The sequence below is a fragment of the Clostridium luticellarii genome (genome assembly GCF_002995845.1).
Classification (GTDB): domain Bacteria; phylum Bacillota; class Clostridia; order Clostridiales; family Clostridiaceae; genus Clostridium_B; species Clostridium_B luticellarii.
Window position 1 is genome coordinate 1 of sequence record NZ_PVXP01000049.1, and the last position, 25,018, is coordinate 25,018.

Sequence of the window (25,018 nt, forward strand, 5' to 3'; positions counted from 1 at the left end):
AAATATTTGATTTTTATATTTGTTTTTTAATTTACTTGTTTTATCCTATTGTATACAAATACAAATATATTATTTGCAATTTAATTTAAATAAAGGAGAATTAACCTCATGATTAAAAAGAAGAGAAATAAATTTGCTATTTTAGGTTTGGATTATGACACTTCTGCAGGAATAGGCTGGCCGGGAGCCAGATATGCGCCTAATCAAATAAGAGAATCGCTTAAATGGATACAGAACAGAATATGTGACAATAAAATATTTGATACTGAAAAAAACAGGCTGGTGGATATTTCAAAATTAGATATAAAGGATTTTGGAAATCTTGATATAAGCAGGTATAATCATGAAAAAAGTGTAATGGAGATACAGGAACATATAGATAGAATTATAGAAAGTGGATATACTCCCATATTACTGGGCGGAGATCATTCTGTAACATGGCCTGGAATAAAATCGTTATATGATCACAGCAAGGGAAATCTGGGTATAATTGATTTGGATACCCACCTTGATTTGGTTGAAGATTCGTCAGTTCAAGGCAGATACTCTGGCAGCAGTGAGATAAGGAGAGCCTGCGAATTGGATAGGATTTCTGGAAGTAATGTTGTCCAAATAGGTATAAGGGGATATAATTTTGCGGAGCATTATTATTTCATAAAGGAAAATAATATAACTTTGATCACACCTGAAGAATTTTTTGACAAAGGTGCAAAGAATATATCTGAAAAAGCCCTGGAAATAGCATCTAGGGGAACTGAGAAAATATATTTTACTTTGGACATAGATGTTCTGGATTCGGCATTTGCTCCTGGCTCAGGTTCCAACGAACCGGGAGGTATAAATTCTTATCAGTTGATTAATTTTGTAAAGCAAGTTGCACCATATGTGGATGTATTTGACATAGTAGAAGTAAATCCTATGACGGATTATAGAAATATGACAAGCACTTTGGCAGCAAGACTTATATTTGACTTCATAATATCAAATTATTATGCACTGATAGATTAAAAGAACTACAGGCTTCTGCAAAACTCTTTGGGAAGTCTGTAGTTTTATTATTTTTTTGTTGTCATAAGTGGAAATATAGTATTTATTTATAATTAAGCAAAAAATAGCCTATGAAATTGCTAATATATTAGTTTTTTAATCAAATATGTAAATAATTCTATTGACTTATCATATACCTAAATGTAAAATCATTGTATATGGATTTGTATACAATATATTCTTGTTGAAAAGATTGTGGTTTCAATGTAATAAACAAACTTGTCTTAAGGAGATGTATACAAATGAGCTGTACAATTAATGCATTGGTAAGAGAAATAAAACCGTCAACTATAAGGGAGATCTCCAATATAGCTTCAAAATATGAAGATACAATTGATTTAACTATAGGACAACCTGATTTCCTGACTCCCGAGCACATTAAATTAGCTGCAAAAAATGCCATAGATCATAATCACACATCTTACACAAATAATTCTGGAATTTTGGAACTGAGAAAAGCTGCCTGTGATTTTGTAAATAAAAAGTACAATTTAAATTACAATTATAAAAATGAAGTAATAGTTACAAATGGTGCCACTGAGGCCATTGATATATCACTTAGAACAATACTTGAACAAGGTGATGAAGTTCTTCTTCCATCACCCATATATCTTGGCTATGAGCCTATAATACGGTTATGCGGGGCAAAACCAGTGTACATTGATACTACTTCCAATAATTTTGTTTTGAGTGCAGAGGCGGTGAAAGAACATCTAAATGACAGGACAAAGTGTATCATTTTGTCTTATCCTTCCAATCCCACTGGCACAATAATGACTGAAGAGAATTTATCTGAAATATCGGAATTATTAAGTTATAAAAATATCTTTGTAATATCCGATGAAATATACAGTGAGCTGACTTTAAAAGGTGTGCACTCATCAATAGCTGGTTTTAAAAATATGAGAGATAAAACAATACTTATAAATGGAGTCTCAAAATCTCATTCAATGACAGGGTGGAGGATAGGATTCATATTTTCTCCTGGATATTTAAACTCCGAAATATTTAAACTTCACCAATATGGAAATACATGCTCCTGTTCTATAAGCCAGTATGCAGCCTTAGATGCTCTCACAAATGGCCTTGATGATACTGAAAAGATGAAAAGGGAATATATCAGAAGAAGAAATTATATATATGAAGAATTGATTTCTATGGGATTTGATGTTGCTAAGCCAGAAGGGGCGTTTTATATTTTTCCCTGTATAAAAAAATTTGGCATGAATTCTTTTGATTTCTCAATGAGGCTTCTTAAAAAGGAGCATTTGGCCCTGGTGCCGGGAAGTGCTTTTTCAAAATATGGAGAGGGATACGTGAGAATTTCTTATGCTGTTTCCATTGCAAAATTAAAAGAGGGAATGGAAAGACTTGATGAATTCATTAAGTCCATCTAAAATAGGAAATATTATTAAAAGCCCAAGAACCAGTTTTGCTGATTTTTGGGCTTTTTGTCTATGCTTTGTTTTTTAGATATTCCCGAATTCCACTTTCAATTATAGAAATTGCAGTGTCTATTTCACTTTTTGATACAGTGAGGGGTGCCATGAATCTTAGTACATTGTGATCAGTTCCACAGGCCAGAAGTATCAAATTGTTGTTTACTGCATATTCTCTGATAAAGGATACAGCTTTTCCGTCCGGTTTATTATCTTCTCTGCAGAATTCTGCTCCTATCATAAGTCCTATCCCCCTTATGTCACCTATGCAGGCATAATTCTCCTTGAGTTTAAAGAGCTTTTCCTTTAAGTATTTGCCCATTTGGTTTGCATTATCCAGAATTCCACTTTGGAGTTCTCTTATGGTTGCCAGAGCTGCAGCACAGGATACGGGGTTTCCGCCAAAAGTGCCGCCATGGGCGCCGGATGACCATTTTTCCATAAGCTCTTTTTTACCTATTACTGCACTTAATGGAAAGCCGGATGCTATAGCTTTTGCACAGGTAAATATATCTGGTTTTATATCAAAATTTTCATGTGCAAACATTTTTCCAGTTCTTCCAAAACCGCATTGAACTTCATCGAAAATGAGGCATATTTTATACTTGCTGCATATGCTCCTGACAAATTCTATAAATTTCCTGGGAGGCACTATATAGCCGCCTTCTCCCTGAATTGGTTCTATTATTATTGCGGCAACACACTCCGGATCAACAAGTTTTTTGAAGATATCTTCAAATTGTGCACTGCATTCCATTTTGCAGGTCTCTTTTTTTTGTTTATAAGGACATCTGAAGCAATATGGATATTCTGCAAAATAAACGCTTGGAAGAAGACCTTCATAGTTCTTCCTGTATTTTGAACTTGAACCTGTTATGGAAGTTGTAGCAAGGGTTCTGCCGTGAAAAGATCCTTTAAAGGAGATTATAGCTTGTCTCTTGGTAACATATTTTGCAAGTTTTATAGCACCCTCATTGGCCTCTGCTCCACTGTTACTGAAGTATACCATTGTATTGCCGCCTGTAAGTTCAACCATTTTTTCTGCCAGCTCCACATATGTATCATAATATACCACATTGTGTCCGCCGTGTATCAATTTGTCGATTTGATCTTTTGCTGCTTTTACAACTGCAGGATTATTGTGTCCTAGATTGCATACTGCCACGCCACTTGCAAAATCCAGGATTTTTTTGCCGTCTTCAGTATAGAGGTAAGATCCTTTTCCCTTTATCACTCCAAGTTTTGTGGCTCTTTTTGCCACTGGCGGAAGCACCTTGAGACTTCTTTCATATAAACTTTTCATCTTAAGTCAACTCCTTTTTCAATATAAAAATTTTTTTATTGTAGACATTATTAATTTAGGCAGAATTTCAAAAGAATATGGTTTGTAGACCCTCTCTGTCCATTTATGGGCGTCCTTGCCGTAACATCCATAGTTCACTGCAGGTATGTTTAGATTTTTTATTTCCTCAAGTGGAACCTTGTAGATGTTTCCCCAGCCCGGGAAATCTGATGTGAAGTTTTCCAGCTCTCTGAAATCATCATCTATTTTCAAATAGCTGCTGTCTGACAAGCTAGGGAAGAATTGCATTATTTTGAATTTCTCCTGTGAATCAAATTCACCCAGACATTGTTTTATTTTGTCAATAATCAAGTTTTCATTTTTATTATTTTCGTCCAGGGTGTTGTGGGGACAATAAGGGGGTGCAAAGAATATTACTATGCATGGATTTTTATTCCCTGCCAGAGCAAAAGTTCTTTCTACAATCTTGAGTGATATTTCTCTCAGGTCCATGTTTTTATTCAAAAGTTTCTGTTCATAGCAATGCAATTCCTTATCAAGATTTCCTGAAAAATTATTTTTAGCTTTCTTATATAAATCTGAATATGTTATAACCTGTGCTTTAAAGTTTGATGGATGATATTTTTCACCCGTAATTTCACAATATTTCTTATAATTTTTGTTGTTTTTATCTATGACTCTTTCAAAAGCTTTTTTTGCAGATTGTTTAAGCTTTGATGTGGCTGTCTCTGGAGATTCTCCATGGACAGCATAATTAAAGTATGCAAAAGAGGAAAAAGGTGTTTGGACATTGTAATTTTCTTTTAGATCCTTCAATTTTAAAACTGAAGGAGGCAGGGTGTATTCCCCCTTGTATTCATCACATAGATCAGTATTGAGATCAATTTCATTTATAACCTCTCCGGCAATTGCACCGGCATTCAAACCTTCAAAGCACTGTCCAACATGGGTCTCCTTGCCTACAAAATAAAAAGACGGTAGAAGTTTTCCTACGACACCGGTATATATGTATCTGGTATTGTCGCCTTTATACATAGGGCAGATGTAATCATTGTTTATGGCCAGAATATACTGAAGTCTGTATTTTCCTTTCAACTCTTTCAATACTTCTAGAGCTTCTATGATGCCTGTGTGCTCATTTTCCTCCACTGGATTTGACATAAACAGTATATTTCCTGAAAACTCCCTTATCTTTTGTGACAATTCTTTCAGTACCCACAGATGTACGGCATTTCCGCTTTTCATATCTGATACGCCTCTTCCAAACATCCAGTCTTCACTTTCAAGATCTTTTTTAACTTCTTGAGGAAGCTCAATTTCTTTTAATTTTTCTTTCAAAATTTCAGGCTCAAAGGCATATTTAGCCAGTGCACCAAAGTCATCGACTCCTACAGTATCCATATGGCCATGCAAAATTATGGTTTTGTCAGATTTTTTGCTCTCACCTTTTAAAAGTGCAAAGACGTTGCATCTTCCAAGTTTGTCATTTTTAAGAGGTACTTTAAAAACATATTCTCTGTGTTTCTTGAAATAGTTGATTTCCTTTAAATAGGCAAATATTTTATCTGCTATATGTTTTTCACCTTTAGTTCCATTTACACTGGGTATTTTTACAAGTCCAGTTGTTAAGTTTTCTATTTCTTCACTGATTGTACTCATTCAAATCATCTCCAAATAAAATATTGATTTTATGAAAATAAAGTATTAAAAGTCATTGCTGGTGTTGCCACAATATCCTCCTGAAAACACGGGAACATTATTTTATGCAGGTGTCGAAAGAAGTACTGCACCTTATCACCTCACAAATAACTATTATTTTACTATTTTTGTATTTGTATTTGTATACAATAGTAACCACAAAAATAATTTTATTAATACCCTTTAGATATATTTACTATATTTTTTAATTCCTCTCCATTTTTATATCTTCTCATATTTTCATAAACTAATTTGTATTTTCTCTTGTTCATGTTCTGAGAAATCCATGAGTTATGCGGGGTTATGATGACATTTTTCATTTCCCAGAGGGGATTTTCTTGTTTTAAAGGTTCGTTTTCTACAACATCCAGCACTGCTGCTCCTATTTTTCCATTTTGAATAAATTTGATTAAATTATCCTCATTTACTACTTGTCCTCTAGAAGCATTTATGAAAATCACACCATTTTTCATTTCTTGAAATAGTTTTTCGTCTATAAAATGATGGGTTTTGTTTGTAATTGGTAAAAGACATACAATAATATCACATTTTTTAACCATTAAATTTATATTTTGATTTGAATAACATCTATCAAAATATTTTACCGGTTTTCCTGTAGTATTGAGTCCAAGCATATTTACTCCAAAGGGTTGAAGTTTTCTGGCTGTTTCCATTGCTATGTCTCCGGTGCCGAGTATTCCTATGGTTTCTCCAAAAATTTCTTTTAATGAATTGTTGAATTCCCACTTTTTCCTCAGTTTATTTATAAAAAAATCATTTCCCTTTTTATATGAAGATAAAATCCCCCAAATTATCCATTCTGATATGGGAATGCTGTAACCGTCTTTATTGTTTGTTACTATTATTCCATTTTTTTTAATATAATCTCTGGGTATTTGTTCAATTCCGTCACTTTCAAGTTGAATCCATTTTAGCTTTTTAAGACTGCTTATATCAAAATGTGAAAACGGATTGTAAGTGAACATAAATTCCACATCTTCTAATTCCCTTGAATATTTCAAGACCTTTTCATCCTTGAGAACAATGTCAAAGCCGAGATCCTCAAGTTCTAAAATTTTGCTTCTTGGGAAATTAAAAGTAAATAAAGCTTTAGTTTTCAATTTGCTTCCTCCTTATGGGATAAAATTATGACATTTAATAAAAATCATTGAATATTTTATAAATATGTTATCATACTATTAAATATTTTACAATATTTTAAAGCGTGGATTATTTTAATATGTTTTGATAAAATGAAGATAATAATATGTGTTTCAATGTATAAGAACTTATGTTCTGGCAAATACTGATAATACAATATATTATTAGGAGGAAAATGATATGCCGGAGGATAGGTTCACCATGAACACGATGTAGGCTGCAAGTATATATTTTCCCACAAGGAAACATTTTTGGAGCTGTTGAGGGGCTTTGTTAGCAAGGATTGGGTTGACCTTATAAAAAGTGAAGATCTAATGCTTGTAGATAAGTCTTATATACTTGAAGATTTCAGTGAAGAGGAATCGGATATTGTATACAAGGTAAATGTAAGAGGGCAGGAAGTGATATTTTATATACTTCTTGAGTTCCAGTCCACTGTAGATTACAGGATGCCTATGAGACTGCTGTTTTATATAGTTGAAATATGGAGAGAGATACTGAAGAATACTTCAAAAGATGACAGGCGCAGAAGGGATTTTAAACTGCCTTCGGTTGTTCCCATGGTACTTTACAACGGCAAAAATAGATGGACTGCTTATAGAAATTTTAAAGATGTATTAAGCGGCAGTGAGCTGTTTGGCGAAAACATAATAGATTTCAGGTATATATTGTTTGATATTTACAGATATGATGAAAGCCAGCTTGAAAATATGGCGGACATGGTATCTACTGTATTCCTGCTGGACAAAGAAATAAGTAAAGAGGATTTGATGAAAAGGCTCAGACTTACAGCATATGTTCTTAAAAAGATAACTCCTGAGCAATTTGACATACTTAAAATCTGGCTCAAGGGTATAATGGAACCCAGGTTGGACAGGGAATCTAAAATAAAGGTAGAACAAATATTGGAAAAATCCAGTCAAGGGGAGGTGGATTCTATGGTATCTAATTTAGGTAAGACTATAGACAATATTATAAGAGAGGGCAGAGAAACAGGTTTGGAAGAAGGCAGAAAAGAAGGCAGAGAAGAGGGCAGAAAAGATGGGTTACTTCAGGGATTGGAAAAATTATTGGGTATTAAGTTTTCTGATACTTCCTATATGAGCAGAATAGAAAGGATAGAGGATGAAAATACTTTGAATTCTGTATTCGAAGATGCAGTTAAGAGTAACTCCATTGAAGAATTTAGAGAAAAGATGAGGAAAAGAAAATTGAATTAATTGTATGGGGACTGATCCCCATACAAAAAATGGAAAATACTTATAGAAAGCTCACTTCGTTTGCAACGACTCCAGGGGGTCGTGAATAAAGCTTTGGCAAATGCTTATTTATTGACAACCAAAATTATTTCAAAAAGGTAAATTATGATATAATTAGTATATATTTATATGATTATGGGTAGAAAATAATAGAGGGAGTGAGTATATAGTGAAGAATTTAGATAATTTAAACAATTTAAAAGTAAGGAAGGTATTAAAAGAGGTTGATGATAGAATGGCAAATATTTTTAAAAGTAAATTAAAGAAAGTTATTGTATATGGCTCTTATGCAAGGAATGAAAATACATCTGAATCTGATATTGATATTATGGTGCTTGTAAATGAAGATGAACAAAAAATAAAAGAGTATGAAGACTCAATAACGGATATAATGGTAGATTTGTCATTAAAATATAATATTGTAGTTTCAATATATACTCAAAGTGTTCAAGAATATGAGATGCAAATAAATGTATTGCCCTTTTTGATGAATGTAGAGAGAGAAGGGATAAATATACATGGATAATATGATTATAAATCTAGTAAAATAGGATGGAAAAAGCTAAAAATGATTTAGAGGCTTCGAAAATACTGTTAAAAAATAAATTATTTGCTCAATCTCTTAATAGATCCTATTATTCAATATTCCATGCAGTGAGATCTATATTAGCTTTTGAAAAGTTTGATTCAAAAAAGCATTCAGGTGTAATAGCTTATTTTAATCACAACTTTATTAATGAAAAAATCTTTGATAAAGAGTACTCAAAAATATTAATGGGAGTTGAGAAAATAAGAAATAAAAGTGATTATAATGATTTTTATATAGCTAGTAAATCTGATGCAGAACAAGAAATAGAAAATGCAGATAAATTCATAAAAACGATGGAAAAATATATATCAAAAAGGATGAACGAAAACAAATAAAATTTATATATAAATAACGTATACCTAATATGATTTACAATAATAGCAAGTTCACTCCGTTTGTAACGATAACCGGGGGGTGTGAATAAATTATGAACGAATGGTAAGCGGAAATTAATTATTTCATTCCTAAATTCTGCTAAGCGTACTTTCCCTAATGAAAATAATTTGGCAAAAAAGCAGAATCTTTTGGTCCTGTTTTTTTATGTGTTAAGCAGTAATTCAGCAGAATTGGAATCCTAAAATATATAGTCTAAGTTTTGCAAAATGGATATTTATATTTAAAAATGGTGTAATATTGAAAAAAGGACGATGGTAAATATGTCAACAAATATTAAAGTATATGATGATATTATTCCAATAATAAACATGTTAAATGGAGGAAAAACTATAGATGAAAAAGTAAATGTTTCAATTGCTGTAGGTTTGTTTGCAGGAAAGGTGGTCACTTTAGCAAGAGCAGCAGAGTTATCAAAGATCTCATTAAGTGAATTTATAGATATTCTAAAAGATAGAGGAATTACATGGGGGGAATATACAGAGGAAGATGAAAAAATGGATGATGCAGCAATTAAAAATTTACTAAGTAGAATGGAGAACATTAATGATTAAAGTTATGTGTAATTCCAGTCCTATTATTGGATTATCAATTATAAAATATCTAAGAAGTTATATGAAAATGCATTAAGAAAAGTTGAAGAATTAGATTAATGTTAATATCATTAATTTATGCTTCAGCTTTTTTAAATTTGGGGACTGACCCCTGATAAAAAATGTAAAGGGGTCAGTCCCACAGAAAATATTTTATCCACAGTGTGGATTATTATAATTTACTTTGATAAAATGGAAATAATGAATGTGTGTTTAAATGTATAAGAACTTATGTTCTAAAAAAATACTGATAATACAATAACATATTATTGGGAAAAATTGATTTTAAAGTGATAACCAAAGAAGTTGAATTAGTGAGAGAAAAAAATTGAAGGCAGCTGCTACCTGTCATTAATTTCTAGTTAATCATTACAAAAAACATTTGACATATACAAACGTTTACTATAAAATGAAATTAAGAAGAAGGTAAAACTTCTTCTAGTACTCCTAACTCATAAGAATGCCGAAAACTAGTTTTAAAGATTTGAATAGTTAAAGGGCATTCTACAGTTTAAGCTTATGGCAATGGAAGGTTATCTTTTGTATGATTTATTATCGGAAATTGCTGTAGGAGTATATTTAAATAATATTGGTGAACATGGAGTCTATTAACAGTGTTCATCAGGAAAAAGTAACAGTTGGCAGGATCAGTTGGTTAAAAAATATATGATGTTGAGTATCAGGTATTTGGCTGAGTATATTTAAGGAAAATGACTGCTGTGGGTGCTGACAAAAGAAAATATAGTTGAAGGAGATGATTGTAGAAGGTTAGAGTTATAACTGTATATGATATATCTTTGAATATTATATGTGGAGGCCATATAAAATAGTAAAATTTTATGGTGCGGCGGTGTGTTAAGTTAGTAAAATTCCATGATGCGGAAACACTATGGAGAATAATTGGAAAATAGAAAAAGGTGATAGTATCCAAGTAGAATCAAATTGTGCGGATGAGTTAGGAGTTGCTTGACCATCAATCAGTCTTTGAAAATGAAGCTGATTGATGGTCTTAATTTTTTATAAAAATAATATTCACTGTGGTTTGAATTTTTTCAATGCTTCCTGAAGAAAAATTGCCTGAACTTGCGGAGAATATGCTGTAGCTAGAAAAATTTTGGTATTATGGCTTGTTTTCCTGTGAAAATGTTTTTATAATATACATATTATAATGAAGGAGAGAACTTATGTTGAGTTTATCGTGACTTTCGTAATTTAGGCAGCTATAGAAATAAAAGATGAAGGTGAAAAATTTATTGAAAGCTGGGACAAGGTATATTTTCAATGTTTTCTGCCCAATGTTACGGATAATATTATATGGGGAGGATGAATGGGTGATATGCAGAAATCAAAGTTGATTAATAATGCAACCCTGGTGGTTATCGTTGGTTTTTCTACTGCTTTTATTTACTTCTGCATCAATTATGCATATGCATTTTTGCATAATGGCAAATATTTACTTTGTAATTTATTTTATAATCATATATTGTATTTATTGATAGACCATAAAATTGTAATATTTCTTGTGGAAATATTATGGCTGTTTATCCTGTATATAATAGTAAAGAAATATGCCAGAGCAAAGTTTTTTTGCTGTAACGGTTATTGCATTTAATCTGATTTACATAATTTGGAGGATAGAATATACTATACCTACAACTAGTAAAATAGGGATGACTTTTGGTATTGCACTTATATTATCAGAATTGCTGGGATTTTTTCAATCCACCATATACAGCATATTGTTTTATAAACCGTACGAACCCAAGGAAATGAAAATGGATGATTTGAATATACTCCCAACTATTGATATCATGATAATGACTTATAATGAACCTTCATATGTTTTAAGAAAAACTATTGCCGGATGTCTGAATATTGAATATCCTGGTAGTCTGCTGAATATTTGTGTATGTGATGACGGACATAGAGATGAGATTGAAAAATTGGCAGAGTTCTTTAAGATACACTATGTAACCAGAGAAAGTAATGATTTTGCAAAAGCGGGCAATATAAACAACGCTTTATCCAATTATTGCAGGGGAGAATTATTTTCCGTACTTGATGCGGATAGATTCCAAAGCCCAATTATTTAAAAAAATGGTAGGTTATTTTAAAGAAAGCAATGTGGGGTTTGTCCAGTCTCCACAAGTTTTTTATAATCCGGATCCATTTCAATATAATTTAAATCTGGATGATAAAATTCCAAATGAACAGGATTTTTTTATGAGAGAAGTACAGGCCGGCAGGGCAAGGTACAATGCATTGTTTCATGTGGGAACAAATGCATTATTTAGCAGAAAAGCCATAGATGATATCGGCGGCATACCCACTGGCAGTATAACTGAAGATATGGCGACTGGAATGCTGCTGTCACTGGAAAAACCTAGGTACAGAAGGTCGGAAAGAAGAATAGTTGATTATAAAAGCAGTTTGATTCTTTCAGACTTAACAGTACTTAATTGTACTATACATGATATAAGTGATTCGGGAATAAGAATCAGTATCAATCGCAATAAATTAGGTAATCTTGACGTAGGTGATATCATAAAAGTAAAAATAGGCAATGACGATATATTTTGCAGGATATTGAGGTGCCGGGAAAATAATTTTGGATGCAGATTTATCAGCTTGTCTCGGGAACAGTATCTTGATATCATAAAATATGAATTTCACAATGAAAATGGATATTATAATGTTGAAAACGAGAATTTTGTCTACAACAAGCTGGAAGATGAAAATGATGATAAACTGGAATCCGTGGACGATATATTCAGCAGCAGTGTTGTTACTGGTGCTTTTCCAAGGATGAACATGAAAGAATCACCTAAACCGAATTACATTGCTGCAAAGCCAATTGAGAATAAAAATATGGCAGAAAATCAGAATCACATTAAAATTGGACATTATGCAAACCTGCAGGCAGATGTAATCTTAAAAGATGTTGCAAAATTAAATGACACCCAGATTACAATAATAAAAATGTATAAAGAAATTACTGAGGGACTGACCCCCATACAAAAAATGGAAAAATTTAAATATCTGGCTTTGGACTATGCAAACCCAGATATTTTTCAATAACTGTAATGTATATTGGCTTAATCCTGATTTTTACGGCTGGGTTCATTACATTTTGCCTTCCATTTTTTTTCTGGCTTTGGTGATATCATGTTCATCAAGCCCTGTAATTTCTTTTATCTCTCCCATGCCTGTGCCTTTATCCAGCAGATCTTTGGCTTTTTCCATGGCCTTTTCATGCAATCCTTTGTTTTTGTATGATTCCACACTTGTCCCTCCTTTAATGGTTTTTGTAATTTTTAATTTTTTTTCGTAGACCCAAATTATTAGGAAAGCTTATGATTTGTTTTTTATATGAGTTCTATTGTAAAATATCTATTTTTAAAAGCTAATCCAAATGCTTTTCCGATGGAGAACCGAATTTCGCTCTTGAGCTTTCAGCCTGTGGGTCATGATTTATATGCTTCTTTTTAAATTTACCGTCTTCTTTTTTATTGTTGTGGTGTTTTATTTTATTATGCATAAATATATCTCCTTTCCTAATATAGGTTTTCCTCAGCTGCTGTTTTTATACCGGAGTATGAATGGTTAAAAGTAATATAAATTCCTTTTGAAATGAGATTTTATGGTAAGGGCAAATACTTGATATGTACTTTAAAAACTGCTATACTTTGTTAAAGTAAAGTTATACAGCAATATTATATGAAATTATTAAGCTGTTGAAGTTGTAAAGAGCTATGGAGGTTGAATATTTATGGAAAATAAAACTTTGTATTATGAATTTGTTCCCGCAGAGGGCAATGTGACTAAACCTGATCCTGAAAAGACTGCACTTCTTGTTGTGGACATGCAGAATCAGTTTGTGAAGAAGGATTTTGGAGATGCCAGAATTGCCAAAGAGAAAGGAATGTGGGACAGCTGGAAGTATTTTTATGGTCGTCTGGAGAATACTGTTATTCCCAACAATAAAAAACTTTTGGATTTTTTTAGAAAAAATAAAATGGAGGTCACTTATGGAAGAATAGCCTGTTACCATAAAGACGGGAGGGACAGATCTCCTGTGCAGAGAAGACCTGGATGGAATAATATACTTCTTCCCGTTGGAACTTATGCAGCTGAAATTATTGATGAGCTCAAGCCCTTAAAAGATGAAATTGTAGTTGAAAAAACCACTGACAGTGTACTTTATGGTTCCAATTATGAAAGAATTTTGAGAAACATGGGTATTGAATGTGTGGTGTGTACCGGAGTTGTTACAGATCAATGTGTGGCATCTACAGTAAGGAGTCTTGCAGATGCAGGTTTTGAAGTGATACTTCCCGAAGATTGCTGTTGTGCTGCCACAAAAGAACTTCATGATGCTGAACTGACTATAATGAACCAGATCTACTGCAGTGTGACCAGCGTAGACGAGACTATAGAGATTTTGGAAAGGCAATTGAAAAATATATAGAAAGGTTTGATGAAAATGGACAAGCAATTTACTGTATCAGATACTCAGAATTATTCACAACAGTTTAAACGTGTCCTGTCTTTAAAGGACTTGATTATCTATGGGATTGCATTTATGACACCTATAGCACCGGCATATATTTATGGAAGTGCAGCTGAATCCACAAAGGGAATGCTGTCTCTTTCATATTTGATTGCCATGCTGGCAATGATGTTTTCGGCTTACAGCTATGGTAAAATGGCAGCGGCATTTCCTGTGGCAGGCTCCACTTATTCCTATACACAGAGGGCCATAAATCCATATCTTGGATTTTTCTCAGGCTGGGCGATGTTTATGGATTATGTACTTGTGCCTTTGATTGTTTTTATGGTGGGAGCTTCCTATGCCAATGCACTTGTGCCGGCTGTACCATATTGGGTATGGGTGCTCATAATTGCGGCCGTTATTACTGCAGTCAATATAGTGGGTATAGAATTGGCGGCTAAAGCCAACAATGTTCTAGTCTTATTTATGGGAATCGTAGTGCTTGTGTTTATTGTTTTCTGTTTTAAAGCTGTTTCCCAGGGGGCAGGGGAGGGAACTTTAATTTCTATAAAACCCTTCTTTGACAGTGAGAATTTTTCCACCACACTTATAATATCGGGTGCTGCAATGGCCTGTTTTTCTTTTCTGGGTTTTGACTCCATAACCACACTTTCAGAGGAAGCACTGGATCCCAGGAGGGATATATGGAAAGCGGCTATATTATCCTGCTTTATATGTGGAATACTTTTTATAGTGCAAGCTTATGCAGCGCAGCTCCTATGGCCGGATGTCACTACATTTCCTTCGAGTGATGCGGCTTTGTTCGATATAGCCAAAAAGGCCGGCGGCCCTGCAATGGCGACTTTGTACACAGTGGCGGTTGTAATATCCACTTTGACAGCAGGACTTACGGGGCAGTCAAGTGCCTCCAGGCTTATGTTTGGAATGGGGCGTGATCAGGTACTTCCGAAGAGTTTTTTTACTCATCTTCATCCTAAATTCAACACACCCGTTTACAATATCATGCTTATGTGTTCCATAAGTATTGTGGGTGCACTGCTTCTGCCTGTTTCCACAGTTGCAGAATTGATGAATTTTGGCGGTCTTGCAGGCTTCATGTGTGTAAATCTTTCAGTTATTGTATATTACTTTTTTACAAAAAAGGAGAAAAAGATTTTCCGCAACCTGGTAATTCCGGCTTTGGGATTTATAATATGTTTTTATCTATGGATTCATTTATCTCATCTGACCTTGAAGGTCGGCTTTATATGGCTTATAGTTGGGGCTGTGTATCTTGCTTTAAGCACCAGGGGATTTAAAAAGGTACCGCCTGTTTTTAAAGGAATGTGACAGAATTGGCCTTCAATTGATTTTCCAGCTAATTGATGTGGCCTTTATTTACAGCAGGATTTTGAACCTGTAAAATATATTGAAAATTCAACTGAGATTTGTTTTTATGTGGTTTATTATGTGGTTTATAAGGATGATGTCATTTAAGCTTTTATGTGGATCTAACAGTTCAAGTTTCTGTTATATGGGTTATGGGGGAACGCTGAAAGAAAAACTTTGTATTATTTAAAATTACTTTGCTGCGGTTTTGAATTTTATATAGCTTTTGTTGTCGACCCTGAATAGAGTAAAAATTACCGGGGGTCGACAATTTTTATGTTTCTAGTTAATTTGCGGCCTGGGATTTGTTCTTGAGATTCTTCCAGAGATTTTTCTAGATATTGCAATTTGGGACAGGCTGATGTATGCTTTATTTGATGGGATTTAGGATACCTATAAGGAATTGAAATCTGGTTCTTGTACTAAAACCCATTTATCGTCAGTAGGGATTTAGGATACCTATAAGGAATTGAAATTTCTCTGGCATATGGCAAAGCCTCAATCCATTTGCAGGATTTAGGATACCTATAAGGAATTGAAATAAGAATTAAATCCACGTGGTACCCGTTTATGCTTTTCGGATTTAGGATACCTATAAGGAATTGAAATTTATAGTTTTATGAAACTATAAAGTCAAGAGGTAATAGGATTTAGGATACCTATAAGGAATTGAAATCCGGAATATTTATCAGCTAAGCTTTGCCAATATGAAGGGATTTAGGATACCTATAAGGAATTGAAATCCGTATACTATAATGTAAAGAGGTAAATGTATGTCTAGGATTTAGGATACCTATAAGGAATTGAAATATAGTATTAATTTTTTTTATTCCTTTTGCTCCAAAGGATTTAGGATACCTATAAGGAATTGAAACAACATTATGGCATCCTTCACGGAGGGATTTTCTTTTTGGATTTAGGATACCTATAAGGAAAAAATAAAATGTTTGAAAGGAACTTAGATGAGAAAACGGCATTATTATAAAGGTGAACCAATGGATATGTTGCATACGGTGGCATTTAAAGAGATGTACCCTATTATTTCCTGTATAGTAAAATTATCCTCACCAATCAATGTGAATCGTCTTAAGAAAGCTGTCGAACTTACAAGTGTGCAAATTCCTGAAATTTTATGCCATTACCAGCCTGGGAAAAATCGATGGGTTTATTCATCAGAATCGAATCACACAGTGGTCATCCAATTGGGAGAAAATGATGATCTCTTTCAGCAGCCCGTTGATTTTTTAAAAGATACCCAGCTTAAAATTTTTATAAAAAATATACCGGAGCCTATAATTTACATGGTAATGAGTCATATATTCACAGATGGTTCAGGCTTTAAACAATTTCTTTATTTACTGGCTAATAATTATAATCATAAGGAATTAGCCTCAAATTTTCATAACCAGCGTTCAAGTGAATCCATTATAAAGGCATTACTTGGCAATAATGGAGAATATAAATCAAAGATGGATTTACCTGATCACGTTTTGACTATGCCCTTTACAAATGAAGCTCCTATTTTGAAAAAATTTGTTGATTATGTTGGGATCTCAAAAGATAAATTTTTAAAAATTAACCAAAGAGTTAAGAAATATTGCTTAACTATTAATGATGTAATTATGGCTGCTTATATTATTACTTTATCACGAGAAACAAAACTGACAAAGATATCGATCCCATGTCCAACTGACTTGAGGCAATTTTCAACTTCTCAATCACTGCGCATTGCCAATTTGACAGGGGAATATGGATTGATAATTTCAGTTGAAAACAGTGATAATATTTTTAAAATTGCTCAAAAAATTCATAATCAAATAATGAATTTGAAGAGTAAGAAGACATTTTTACAGTCAATTCCGAAGCTGCAGTCAATTTATCACAAACTGCCCGTTTTCTTTGTCCACTGGATAATTTCGAAACATTATCATGTTCAGTCAGTTTCCTATACTAATTTTGGCATCCTCGACCGACAATTTTATTTTGAGGATAATACAATTTTGCATTGCCTGTTAACGGGCAGCTTTAGAAAAGTTCCACAATTTCAGCTGGCTGTTTCTACATATTCTGGAGTATGTATTTTAAGTTTTTGCATGATAGGAAGTCATCTAAATAAAGAGGAAGGACATGATATAATAAAAAATATAGTTATATTGCTGGAAAAATGGAGTCAATAATTAGATAATAGTATACTTTTATTGGACAATATTATGCCTGCTTATAAGTTAAATCTTAAAATAGATGTATTTAAATGAGCACTTGCCATTATTGGATTATCTTTAGCATAATATGCTGTACTTGAATTGATAGACACTTATAAGTTAGATATAATAAATATATGGGGCATACAGGAAATATGGATCTCACCTCAGAAGAGAATTTTAAACTTTTGAGTGTTCATTTTCTTGTAAAAAATTTATATATTTGATTTAACAATTGGAGCTGATAAAGTATGAGATTAAATATAAATGTAGGATTTAAGGAAAAGTTGAGCTTGCCTATACATTACAATAATATACTCCAGGCGGTTATATTAAACTGGCTTGGAGATGAAAATTATCAAAAATTTATACATGATTGTGGATATAAGATTGGAAAAAGAAAGTATAAACTGTTTACGTTTTCTAAAATATATGGGAAATTTAAAATAAACAGGGAAAGAAAAATTATAGATTTCTTTGACAATGCACATTTTACTGTTTCATCTTTGGAAAATAAGTTTTTAAGTTATTTAGCATTGAATGTTATAGAAAAGGATAATTTTAAGTTCGGAAATAATATAGTGAAAGTGGATTCAATTGAGACAATGCATAATAGAATTTCTGAGAGAGAAGAAGTTTACACAAAGTCTCCTATAGTCATGTACAGTACTTTCAAAAATTATGCGGGAAATAAAACTTATTACTATAATCCCCTGGAACATGAATTTAGTGAACTTATAAGAAAAAATTTAATACATAAATATGAAGCTTATTATGACAAGCTGCCTACAAAAGATGACTTTTCCATAAGCCCTCTTAACAGAAAAAAACTAAAGGAAAGAGTGGTTATTTATAAGGGTTACGTTATAAAGGGATGGGATGGAGAATTTTTAATTGAAGGTTCAAAGGAACTCATGGATATAGCTTATAATGCCGGCATCGGCTCAAAAAATTCTCAAGGTTTTGGATGCATTGAGATAAAGAAATGAGCTATTCCCCGAACAATTTATTCCTTGAGATTATGAACAGAGCATAAGTAAATTACTATACGTTAGATTTTCTTATGCTTTATGTAATTATCCTGAAAAACATTGCAGACTTATTTTCCAACCTAATTTATAAATGAAGGCAGCAAAAACCGTTGATTTTCAATGCTTTATGCTGCTTTTTTTATATTGATCCCAGAAAACTAAAAATGCCTGGAAAATTTTCAGGAAAACTCTTTATTTATGGGATTTTAAGTCATATAATAAAAATAAAGAATGGCTATTTCACACAGGATGAACCTTAACATGAGATGTATTTAAATACATATTACGAGAAAAATAACAATATCGTGAATTAGATGAACCTTAACATGAGATGTATTTAAATCGATTTTTTACTATCTATTGCACTGGCTTATATTTTAGATGAACCTTAACATGAGATGTATTTAAATGCATATTTTTTTATCCTGCTAAATCTAAGTAAATTTGATGAACCTTAACATGAGATGTATTTAAATTTATCATAAATATGTGTAAGTTGTTCGAGCATAAGATGAACCTTAACATGAGATGTATTTAAATTTAAATGGAACAGTCTCCTTAATTTTCCTCTTAGAGGGATGAACCTTAACATGAGATGTATTTAAATCTTTCCAATTTTGTCTTAAAAGCATCCAAAGTTAAAGATGAACCTTAACATGAGATGTATTTAAATGTATAGGTTCTGTGGGAACTTCCTCTATAGAATACAGATGAACCTTAACATGAGATGTATTTAAATGGAACAGGGCCAGCAATAGATGCAGGAACAAAATGCGATGAACCTTAACATGAGATGTATTTAAATGGCTAATAGATATATGGGAGATAGCACCTTTGTAAAGATGAACCTTAACATGAGATGTATTTAAATGCCCCACAGCATTTACATTTCCGTAATTTTACCATGCGATGAACCTTAACATGAGATGTATTTAAATTGGGGGTGTAAGATGAAAAACAATTTTATCAGGATAGATGAACCTTAACATGAGATGTATTTAAATGCGACATAGAAACAGGTAAGAGCATAGCAAACATGATGAACCTTAACATGAGATGTATTTAAATAAGTTTTGGGAACACAGCCAGATGAAGGCCTAAGTCGATGAACCTTAACATGAGATGTATTTAAATTCATTATTGTTCTGATATAGCTGCCTTGCAAGCTCAGATGAACCTTAACATGAGATGTATTTAAATATGATGAAGCAATTTCAAACGTGGGAACCAGTGGCAGATGAACCTTAACATGAGATGTATTTAAATGTATAAAGGTATTGGTGTACCAGTAGAATATAATTCGATGAACCTTAACATGAGATGTATTTAAATTAGACATTTAGAGAGTGTTCTGCTAGTCCGCCTTTAGATGAACCTTAACATGAGATGTATTTAAATGGCTCTTAAATTATATTATCCTGAAATACCACCAGAGATGAACCTTAACATGAGATGTATTTAAATACTTTATACGTGAACGTATATGCCCCCGCGTGTGTAGATGAACCTTAACATGAGATGTATTTAAATAGTATATAGCCACTTTTTTCTGAACCATGATACCCGATGAACCTTAACATGAGATGTATTTAAATCGTATTATGTGCCATTGTTGGATTGGTGGATATGGCGATGAACCTTAACATGAGATGTATTTAAATTGTCAACATATCCAGAAACACCCGATATCTGCCCCTTGATGAACCTTAACATGAGATGTATTTAAATTCATCCGGCCTTTCAGCATCCCCGTCACGTAAAGGGATGAACCTTAACATGAGATGTATTTAAATAAAGATATCGCTACATCTGATAAAGAACAATTAATTGGATGAACCTTAACATGAGATGTATTTAAATGATTAGGAATAAGTATTCCGGAACGTTTATTTAGGATGAACCTTAACATGAGATGTATTTAAATGTCTATGCGGGTAATATAATTCATAATAACAATCCTGATGAACCTTAACATGAGATGTATTTAAATGTAGACTTTAATTCCTCCGCCACTGGGAACGGAAAGGATGAACCTTAACATGAGATGTATTTAAATATAATTGGCTTTGTTTTAGTTTTAAAAGCATCCATAGATGAACCTTAACATGAGATGTATTTAAATAATAGCATGAAAGTAAATGGATCTGCCAATGTAGGAGCTGAACCTTAACATAAGATTAGTTGAAAATGTTTTAAAATTTGTATTAATTTTTTGTCGTCGACCCTGAATAGAGTAAAAATTACCGGGGGTCGACAATTTTTATGTTTTCAGTTAATTTGCGGTCCGGGATTGGTTTTTGAAATTCTTTCATAAATTTTTCTGGATATTGAAATTTTGTACGAGCTGATGTATTCTATACTCGATGGGGATTTTAGGATACCTATGAGGAATTGAAACGTTTTATCAAAACTAAAACTATCCACATATAAAAGGGGATTTTAGGATACCTATGAGGAATTGAAACGTGGATAAGGAACTTAAAGATGCGCTTACGAAATTGGGGATTTTAGGATACCTATGAGGAATTGAAACGCTGGAGCAGTAGCAAGGTTCTGTATTCTAGCATTTTGATTTTAGGATACCTATGAGGAATTGAAACGATGCTATGTCCTTAAATATTTTTCCACTATCAGTGCGGATTTTAGGATACCTATGAGGAATTGAAACACTAATGTCAGAAGTCCTTCGTTTATATCATCTGTGGATTTTAGGATACCTATGAGGAATTGAAACATATTCCTTCACAGCTTAATCCTGCTCCTGGTTCTGGATTTTAGGATACCTATGAGGAATTGAAACTTGAAAAATCGACTAAAGTAATTTTGAGTAATGCAGTGATTTTAGGATACCTATGAGGAATTGAAACTTTTATCACAGAACAGGATAAAAGCAATAGAAAAATGGGATTTTAGGATACCTATGAGGAATTGAAACTGAGTTCAACTGATAAGACTAAATTAAATGGTATTGCGATTTTAGGATACCTATGAGGAATTGAAACCCGATACATAAATATCAGGGTCATCAAACATTACATTGATTTTAGGATACCTATGAGGAATTGAAACTTGTTTATAACTTCATGTGTCCTTTTCCACCCTGCCAGATTTTAGGATACCTATGAGGAATTGAAACTTTGAATACTCTGCTAAACAAAGATGCTTTAATTTTCCGATTTTAGGATACCTATGAGGAATTGAAACACCAATCTTTCAATTGAATCAATTCCTGTATCATTGAGGATTTTAGGATACCTATGAGGAATTGAAACTCCATATCCTCGTCGCCTGTAGCCGTTGGTATACCTAAGATTTTAGGATACCTATGAGGAATTAAAACTAAGCAGGTAATTGGAGCAATTATACAATCAGATTATGCTTGGTTTGCTGCTCCAGTTTTTATAGCCTTTCAAATGCTTTAGGGTCTGGAACAACGAATGATAAAGTTTTTTAAGCAGTAGCTCAGCAGGCATAAATGAATTTATTACTACTACGTTATCTAGAACTTTTTATATAAATAAAGATCCAATTAGTCCTAATACGAATTACAATTATAGATAGGCAAAGATGATAAATTTGAGATTGGGATGATGGTGCTAAAGAATTAGAGATAGCTTTTTTATTTTGCCTTTATTTTATTGTACTAATATGTTAATATGTTTTTCAAAAGGTACTATTGAAAGGCAGATGAAGTTATGGATACTAAAATAGTTCAGAAAAATGGTAAATCAATTGCAATTATTCAGAGTAATGATATATTAATAAAAGATGTTCAATCAACTTTGGATTTTATAGCAACTGTTTCATATGAATCAGAATGTTATAGAATTGCTTTAAATAAAGAAGCTATTACGGAAGATTTTTTTGAATTGAGTACCAACCTTGCTGGAGAAATATTGCAAAAGTTTGTTAATTACAATATAAGATTTGCTGTTATTGGTGATTTTACCTGCTATTCAAGTAAATCGTTGAAAGATTTTATATATGAAAGTAATAAAGGGAATCATATATTTTTTGTTCCCAATGAAAATGAAGCAGTAAAAAAATTATCTATTAATTAATAGAAGTTAAATTATTAAGAGTTTTGAACAAATCCAGGGTTCTTTTCTAAAATGGAAAAATTCAAGTTACATATGTAACCTATATTCTAGCCATAGGCGGTACTCTAGTGGGTGTTACTAACTCTATTTTTGAATTGGTGTCATTTTTAAAGAAAATGGGTTTGAATATATTATCTTATTATGATAATTTAATATATTCAAACAATGCATACCACATCAAATTAAAGAAAAAAAGAAATGTAAATAATAGAGTAAATTGATTTTTACCATGAACTATGCATAGAAATATAAATATGACATTTAACAAGAGTACAGTATTACAAAGAATAGGTATATATTTTTCTAACATTTTAATTCTCTTTTCGTGCATAAACCAATACCTTCTTAGTTTTAATTTTTATGTTTAACTTTTAGTACAATGTGTTATAATATATGTAAGAAGCCGTTACGGTTTTTAGTTGATTGTATCTTTAGTATTTAATTAAGATGTGCTTTGTGAGAGCTCATCTTAATTTTTTAGAATCTGAATTTTTATCATTATTTATATTGATAAAAAATTCTTTATTACTGTTTTTAGAGCTATTCTTGTATTTGAGAATAGCTTTTTCTTTTGAGTGTGAAAGCACAGCAAAAATTCCGAATATAATTATTGCCGTACCACATACTATGCCAGTAATTAAAACTTCAGCATTCATATATGTCACCCCCTCTGCTGTCAGATTAACCGCAACGACTTCAATGGTTGGAGAGATAAAATCTGGAGGGTGACTAACTAAAAACACTTCTATTCTCCTAATAATCATTATAACATAAATTTTAACCATGAATATATATTGATAAATTGGATTTACATAACATATGTAAATTCTATGGCAAATAGAAAACTATTGGGTTAAATATAATTAGAAAGGTGCCTTAAAAGCATTTACTAAATAAAAGATGATGGATGCTGCAGTACTGGAAAATATAATTCTGAGTGTTACAATATAAGTGATAATTTAGTATTTTGTAGGCAGGAGGGAATTACCATGGAATATGAGGGTATTGTATATAGACCTCCTAGTGAAGCCGGAAGTTTTATAATTCAAGTTACCATAGGCTGTGCACATAATAAGTGCACCTTTTGTAATATGTACAAAGGGAAAAAGTTCAGAATAAGGAATATGGAGGAAATATACAGGGATCTGGAAGAGGCGAAAGAAATATATGGACATGTAGATAGAATATTTTTGGCTGATGGAGATGCACTTGTACTTCCAATGAAAAATTTAAGAGATATATTGCTTAAGATAAAATTGCTTTTCCCGGAATGTAACAGGGTTTCATCCTATGCCGCTCCCGGGGATGTACTGGCAAAATCCCAGGATGAAATGACGGAGCTAAAAGATTTGGGACTTAAAATGATATATATGGGTGTAGAAAGCGGAAGTGATGAGATATTAAGGAAAATAAAAAAGGGAGTTGATTCCAGGCAGATAATAGAGGCGGGCAAAAAAATTAAAAACAGCGGCATAAAACTTTCAACTACATTTATTTCCGGGATAGGTGGAAAGAAGTATTGGAAGGAAAACGCAGTGGAATCAGCAAGAGTCATAAATTCAATGCAGCCTGACTATGTGGGATTGTTGACTCTTATGGTTGAGGATGGGACAGAACTGTGCAGAGACGTGAGAAGCAGGAAATTTGAACTTTTAAATCCCCGAGAGGTTATGCTTGAAACCAGAGAACTTATTAAAGACATCGATATAAGCAATTGTGTCTTTAGAAGCAACCATGCTTCCAACTATGTGGCTCTTGGGGGAACTCTTTCTCAAGACAAGCAAAAATTGATTGATGAAATTGACAGAGTTTTAAAAGGAGATCAGGGATATAAACCTGAAGAATTCAGGCTGCTGTAGTTTATGAATTTATTTTTCTACATGATAGCTAGAAATAAATGGGCAAAACCAGAAACTGATAGGGAAAGTTTTGAAATACTTGCAGAGCGGGACATTATTGAAAGAAAATATATTGAAAGTTGGAAGCGCTAATTTGCTGAATATAGAAAAGAAAATAGAAAACTTAAAAAAATATTTTAGCAAGCAGCCTGATATTTTAGGAGTATGGATAGTAGGTTCTTATGGAACTGAATATCAAAGGAAAGATAGTGACATTGATTTTGCTATACTTTTTGGTAAAGATATAAACAATATGGAGGAAATGAAATTTGCCTGTGATATTACAGATATACTTAAAGTAGATAATATCGACACTATAAATTTGAAGAAAGCACTGATTACTCTTTAATTCAAGACTATAAAAGAAGGAAGAAATTTATATGAGGCAGATTATATTAAAGTGTGTGATTATATAGAATATGTGA

At 32.5% G+C, this 25,018-nt stretch carries 20 protein-coding genes, 1 pseudogene and 2 CRISPR repeat arrays; of the genes and pseudogenes, 15 read left to right on the forward strand and 6 right to left on the reverse strand.

The features are described from left to right. The first annotated feature begins 108 nt into the window (after positions 1-108). The gene (locus CLLU_RS13520; RefSeq protein WP_106010318.1) at positions 109-1,008 is read left to right on the forward strand and encodes an agmatinase family protein; all 900 of its coding nucleotides are present in this window, start codon (positions 109-111) and stop codon (positions 1,006-1,008) included. 281 nt (positions 1,009-1,289) lie between these two features. Then, positions 1,290-2,444 (forward strand): aminotransferase A, encoded by a 1,155-nt coding sequence (locus CLLU_RS13525; RefSeq protein ID WP_106010319.1) that lies wholly within the window; start codon positions 1,290-1,292, stop codon positions 2,442-2,444. Positions 2,445-2,502: 58 nt separating this feature from the next. On the opposite strand, the gene CLLU_RS13530 is transcribed toward CLLU_RS13525, so the two are convergent. From CLLU_RS13530 to CLLU_RS13540, 3 genes are all read right to left on the reverse strand, one after another. Continuing rightward, entirely contained in the window at positions 2,503-3,789 is a 1,287-nt protein-coding gene (locus CLLU_RS13530; RefSeq protein ID WP_106010320.1) for an aspartate aminotransferase family protein, read from the reverse strand. Between the two features lie 18 nt (positions 3,790-3,807). After that, on the reverse strand, positions 3,808-5,448 hold the full coding sequence (locus tag CLLU_RS13535; protein WP_106010321.1) for a M20/M25/M40 family metallo-hydrolase: 1,641 nt from the start codon (positions 5,446-5,448) through the stop codon (positions 3,808-3,810). Positions 5,449-5,660: 212 nt separating this feature from the next. Further along, positions 5,661-6,608, reverse strand: a complete 948-nt coding sequence (locus CLLU_RS13540; protein WP_106010322.1) for a phosphoglycerate dehydrogenase — start codon at positions 6,606-6,608, stop codon at positions 5,661-5,663. 291 nt (positions 6,609-6,899) lie between these two features. On the opposite strand from CLLU_RS13540, the gene CLLU_RS13545 reads away from it, so the two are divergent. The 6 genes and pseudogenes from CLLU_RS13545 (at position 6,900) to CLLU_RS13575 (ending at position 12,560) form a co-directional block, all read left to right on the forward strand. Then, complete coding sequence (locus CLLU_RS13545; RefSeq protein ID WP_242977641.1) at positions 6,900-7,868, forward strand: Rpn family recombination-promoting nuclease/putative transposase; 969 nt, start codon at positions 6,900-6,902, stop codon at positions 7,866-7,868. A 193-nt stretch (positions 7,869-8,061) separates the two neighbouring features. After that, a pseudogene (locus CLLU_RS13550) lies at positions 8,062-8,433 on the forward strand (nucleotidyltransferase domain-containing protein); the annotation flags it as partial. Between the two features lie 26 nt (positions 8,434-8,459). Continuing rightward, positions 8,460-8,831, forward strand: a complete 372-nt coding sequence (locus tag CLLU_RS13555; protein ID WP_106010325.1) for a HEPN domain-containing protein — start codon at positions 8,460-8,462, stop codon at positions 8,829-8,831. A gap of 321 nt (positions 8,832-9,152) precedes the next feature. Then, positions 9,153-9,443, forward strand: a complete 291-nt coding sequence (locus CLLU_RS13560) for a UPF0175 family protein (protein ID WP_158255930.1) — start codon at positions 9,153-9,155, stop codon at positions 9,441-9,443. Between the two features lie 1,607 nt (positions 9,444-11,050). After that, positions 11,051-11,575, forward strand: coding sequence for a glycosyltransferase (locus CLLU_RS13570; RefSeq protein WP_106010328.1), 525 nt, complete (start codon positions 11,051-11,053; stop codon positions 11,573-11,575). Continuing rightward, positions 11,544-12,560 (forward strand): PilZ domain-containing protein, encoded by a 1,017-nt coding sequence (locus tag CLLU_RS13575; RefSeq protein ID WP_106010329.1) that lies wholly within the window; start codon positions 11,544-11,546, stop codon positions 12,558-12,560. The genes CLLU_RS13570 and CLLU_RS13575 overlap by 32 nt, the downstream gene beginning before the upstream one ends. Positions 12,561-12,605: 45 nt before the next feature. On the opposite strand, the gene CLLU_RS18885 is transcribed toward CLLU_RS13575, so the two are convergent. Beyond that, complete coding sequence (locus tag CLLU_RS18885) at positions 12,606-12,764, reverse strand: hypothetical protein (protein ID WP_170065762.1); 159 nt, start codon at positions 12,762-12,764, stop codon at positions 12,606-12,608. Positions 12,765-12,885: 121 nt separating this feature from the next. Then, positions 12,886-13,020 carry a CPC_1213 family protein gene (locus CLLU_RS19345; protein WP_276329476.1) on the reverse strand — a complete coding sequence of 45 codons (135 nt, stop codon included), beginning with the start codon at positions 13,018-13,020 and terminating at the stop codon, positions 12,886-12,888. Positions 13,021-13,251: 231 nt separating this feature from the next. Here CLLU_RS19345 and CLLU_RS13580 point away from each other — a divergent pair, with 231 nt between their 5' ends. From CLLU_RS13580 to CLLU_RS13600, 5 genes are all read left to right on the forward strand, one after another. Further along, complete coding sequence (locus CLLU_RS13580; RefSeq protein ID WP_106010330.1) at positions 13,252-13,950, forward strand: cysteine hydrolase family protein; 699 nt, start codon at positions 13,252-13,254, stop codon at positions 13,948-13,950. A 15-nt stretch (positions 13,951-13,965) separates the two neighbouring features. Beyond that, positions 13,966-15,324, forward strand: coding sequence for an APC family permease (locus CLLU_RS13585; protein WP_106010336.1), 1,359 nt, complete (start codon positions 13,966-13,968; stop codon positions 15,322-15,324). 419 nt (positions 15,325-15,743) lie between these two features. Further along, positions 15,744-16,305: a CRISPR direct-repeat array (repeat unit 30 nt; unit sequence GGATTTAGGATACCTATAAGGAATTGAAAT). 53 nt (positions 16,306-16,358) lie between these two features. Next, complete coding sequence (locus CLLU_RS13590; RefSeq protein WP_146127604.1) at positions 16,359-17,540, forward strand: hypothetical protein; 1,182 nt, start codon at positions 16,359-16,361, stop codon at positions 17,538-17,540. Positions 17,541-17,815: 275 nt separating this feature from the next. Beyond that, positions 17,816-18,553, forward strand: coding sequence for a CRISPR-associated endoribonuclease Cas6 (cas6, locus tag CLLU_RS13595; RefSeq protein WP_106010332.1), 738 nt, complete (start codon positions 17,816-17,818; stop codon positions 18,551-18,553). Positions 18,554-18,843: 290 nt separating this feature from the next. Further along, positions 18,844-20,717: a CRISPR direct-repeat array (repeat unit 30 nt; unit sequence GATGAACCTTAACATGAGATGTATTTAAAT). Positions 20,718-22,290: 1,573 nt separating this feature from the next. Further along, a complete protein-coding gene (locus CLLU_RS13600; RefSeq protein ID WP_106010333.1) occupies positions 22,291-22,656 on the forward strand; it encodes a DUF4180 domain-containing protein in 366 nt (121 codons plus the stop codon). 503 nt (positions 22,657-23,159) lie between these two features. Here the strand turns inward: CLLU_RS13600 and CLLU_RS13605 are convergent. Continuing rightward, positions 23,160-23,351, reverse strand: coding sequence for a hypothetical protein (locus CLLU_RS13605; protein WP_106010334.1), 192 nt, complete (start codon positions 23,349-23,351; stop codon positions 23,160-23,162). 333 nt (positions 23,352-23,684) lie between these two features. Here CLLU_RS13605 and CLLU_RS13610 point away from each other — a divergent pair, with 333 nt between their 5' ends. Next, positions 23,685-24,554 carry a radical SAM protein gene (locus CLLU_RS13610; RefSeq protein WP_106010335.1) on the forward strand — a complete coding sequence of 290 codons (870 nt, stop codon included), beginning with the start codon at positions 23,685-23,687 and terminating at the stop codon, positions 24,552-24,554. Positions 24,555-24,651: 97 nt separating this feature from the next. Beyond that, positions 24,652-24,942, forward strand: coding sequence for a nucleotidyltransferase domain-containing protein (locus tag CLLU_RS13615; protein WP_242977643.1), 291 nt, complete (start codon positions 24,652-24,654; stop codon positions 24,940-24,942). Positions 24,943-25,018 lie beyond the last annotated feature (76 nt).

Bases quoted from the DNA above. Each gene is read 5' to 3' on its own strand.
- CLLU_RS13520 (WP_106010318.1), top strand. From the start codon at position 109: ATGATTAAAAAGAAGAGAAATAAATTTGCTATTTTAGGTTTGGATTAT.
- CLLU_RS13525 (WP_106010319.1), top strand. From the start codon at position 1,290: ATGAGCTGTACAATTAATGCATTGGTAAGAGAAATAAAACCGTCAACT.
- CLLU_RS13530 (WP_106010320.1), bottom strand. From the start codon at position 3,789: ATGAAAAGTTTATATGAAAGAAGTCTCAAGGTGCTTCCGCCAGTGGCA.
- CLLU_RS13535 (WP_106010321.1), bottom strand. From the start codon at position 5,448: ATGAGTACAATCAGTGAAGAAATAGAAAACTTAACAACTGGACTTGTA.
- CLLU_RS13555 (WP_106010325.1), top strand. From the start codon at position 8,460: ATGGAAAAAGCTAAAAATGATTTAGAGGCTTCGAAAATACTGTTAAAA.
- CLLU_RS13560 (WP_158255930.1), top strand. From the start codon at position 9,153: ATGTCAACAAATATTAAAGTATATGATGATATTATTCCAATAATAAAC.
- CLLU_RS13570 (WP_106010328.1), top strand. From the start codon at position 11,051: ATGCCAGAGCAAAGTTTTTTTGCTGTAACGGTTATTGCATTTAATCTG.
- CLLU_RS13575 (WP_106010329.1), top strand. From the start codon at position 11,544: ATGCGGATAGATTCCAAAGCCCAATTATTTAAAAAAATGGTAGGTTAT.
- CLLU_RS19345 (WP_276329476.1), bottom strand. From the start codon at position 13,020: ATGCATAATAAAATAAAACACCACAACAATAAAAAAGAAGACGGTAAA.
- CLLU_RS13580 (WP_106010330.1), top strand. From the start codon at position 13,252: ATGGAAAATAAAACTTTGTATTATGAATTTGTTCCCGCAGAGGGCAAT.
- CLLU_RS13585 (WP_106010336.1), top strand. From the start codon at position 13,966: ATGGACAAGCAATTTACTGTATCAGATACTCAGAATTATTCACAACAG.
- CLLU_RS13590 (WP_146127604.1), top strand. From the start codon at position 16,359: ATGGATATGTTGCATACGGTGGCATTTAAAGAGATGTACCCTATTATT.
- cas6 (WP_106010332.1), top strand. From the start codon at position 17,816: ATGAGATTAAATATAAATGTAGGATTTAAGGAAAAGTTGAGCTTGCCT.
- CLLU_RS13600 (WP_106010333.1), top strand. From the start codon at position 22,291: ATGGATACTAAAATAGTTCAGAAAAATGGTAAATCAATTGCAATTATT.
- CLLU_RS13605 (WP_106010334.1), bottom strand. From the start codon at position 23,351: ATGAATGCTGAAGTTTTAATTACTGGCATAGTATGTGGTACGGCAATA.
- CLLU_RS13610 (WP_106010335.1), top strand. From the start codon at position 23,685: ATGGAATATGAGGGTATTGTATATAGACCTCCTAGTGAAGCCGGAAGT.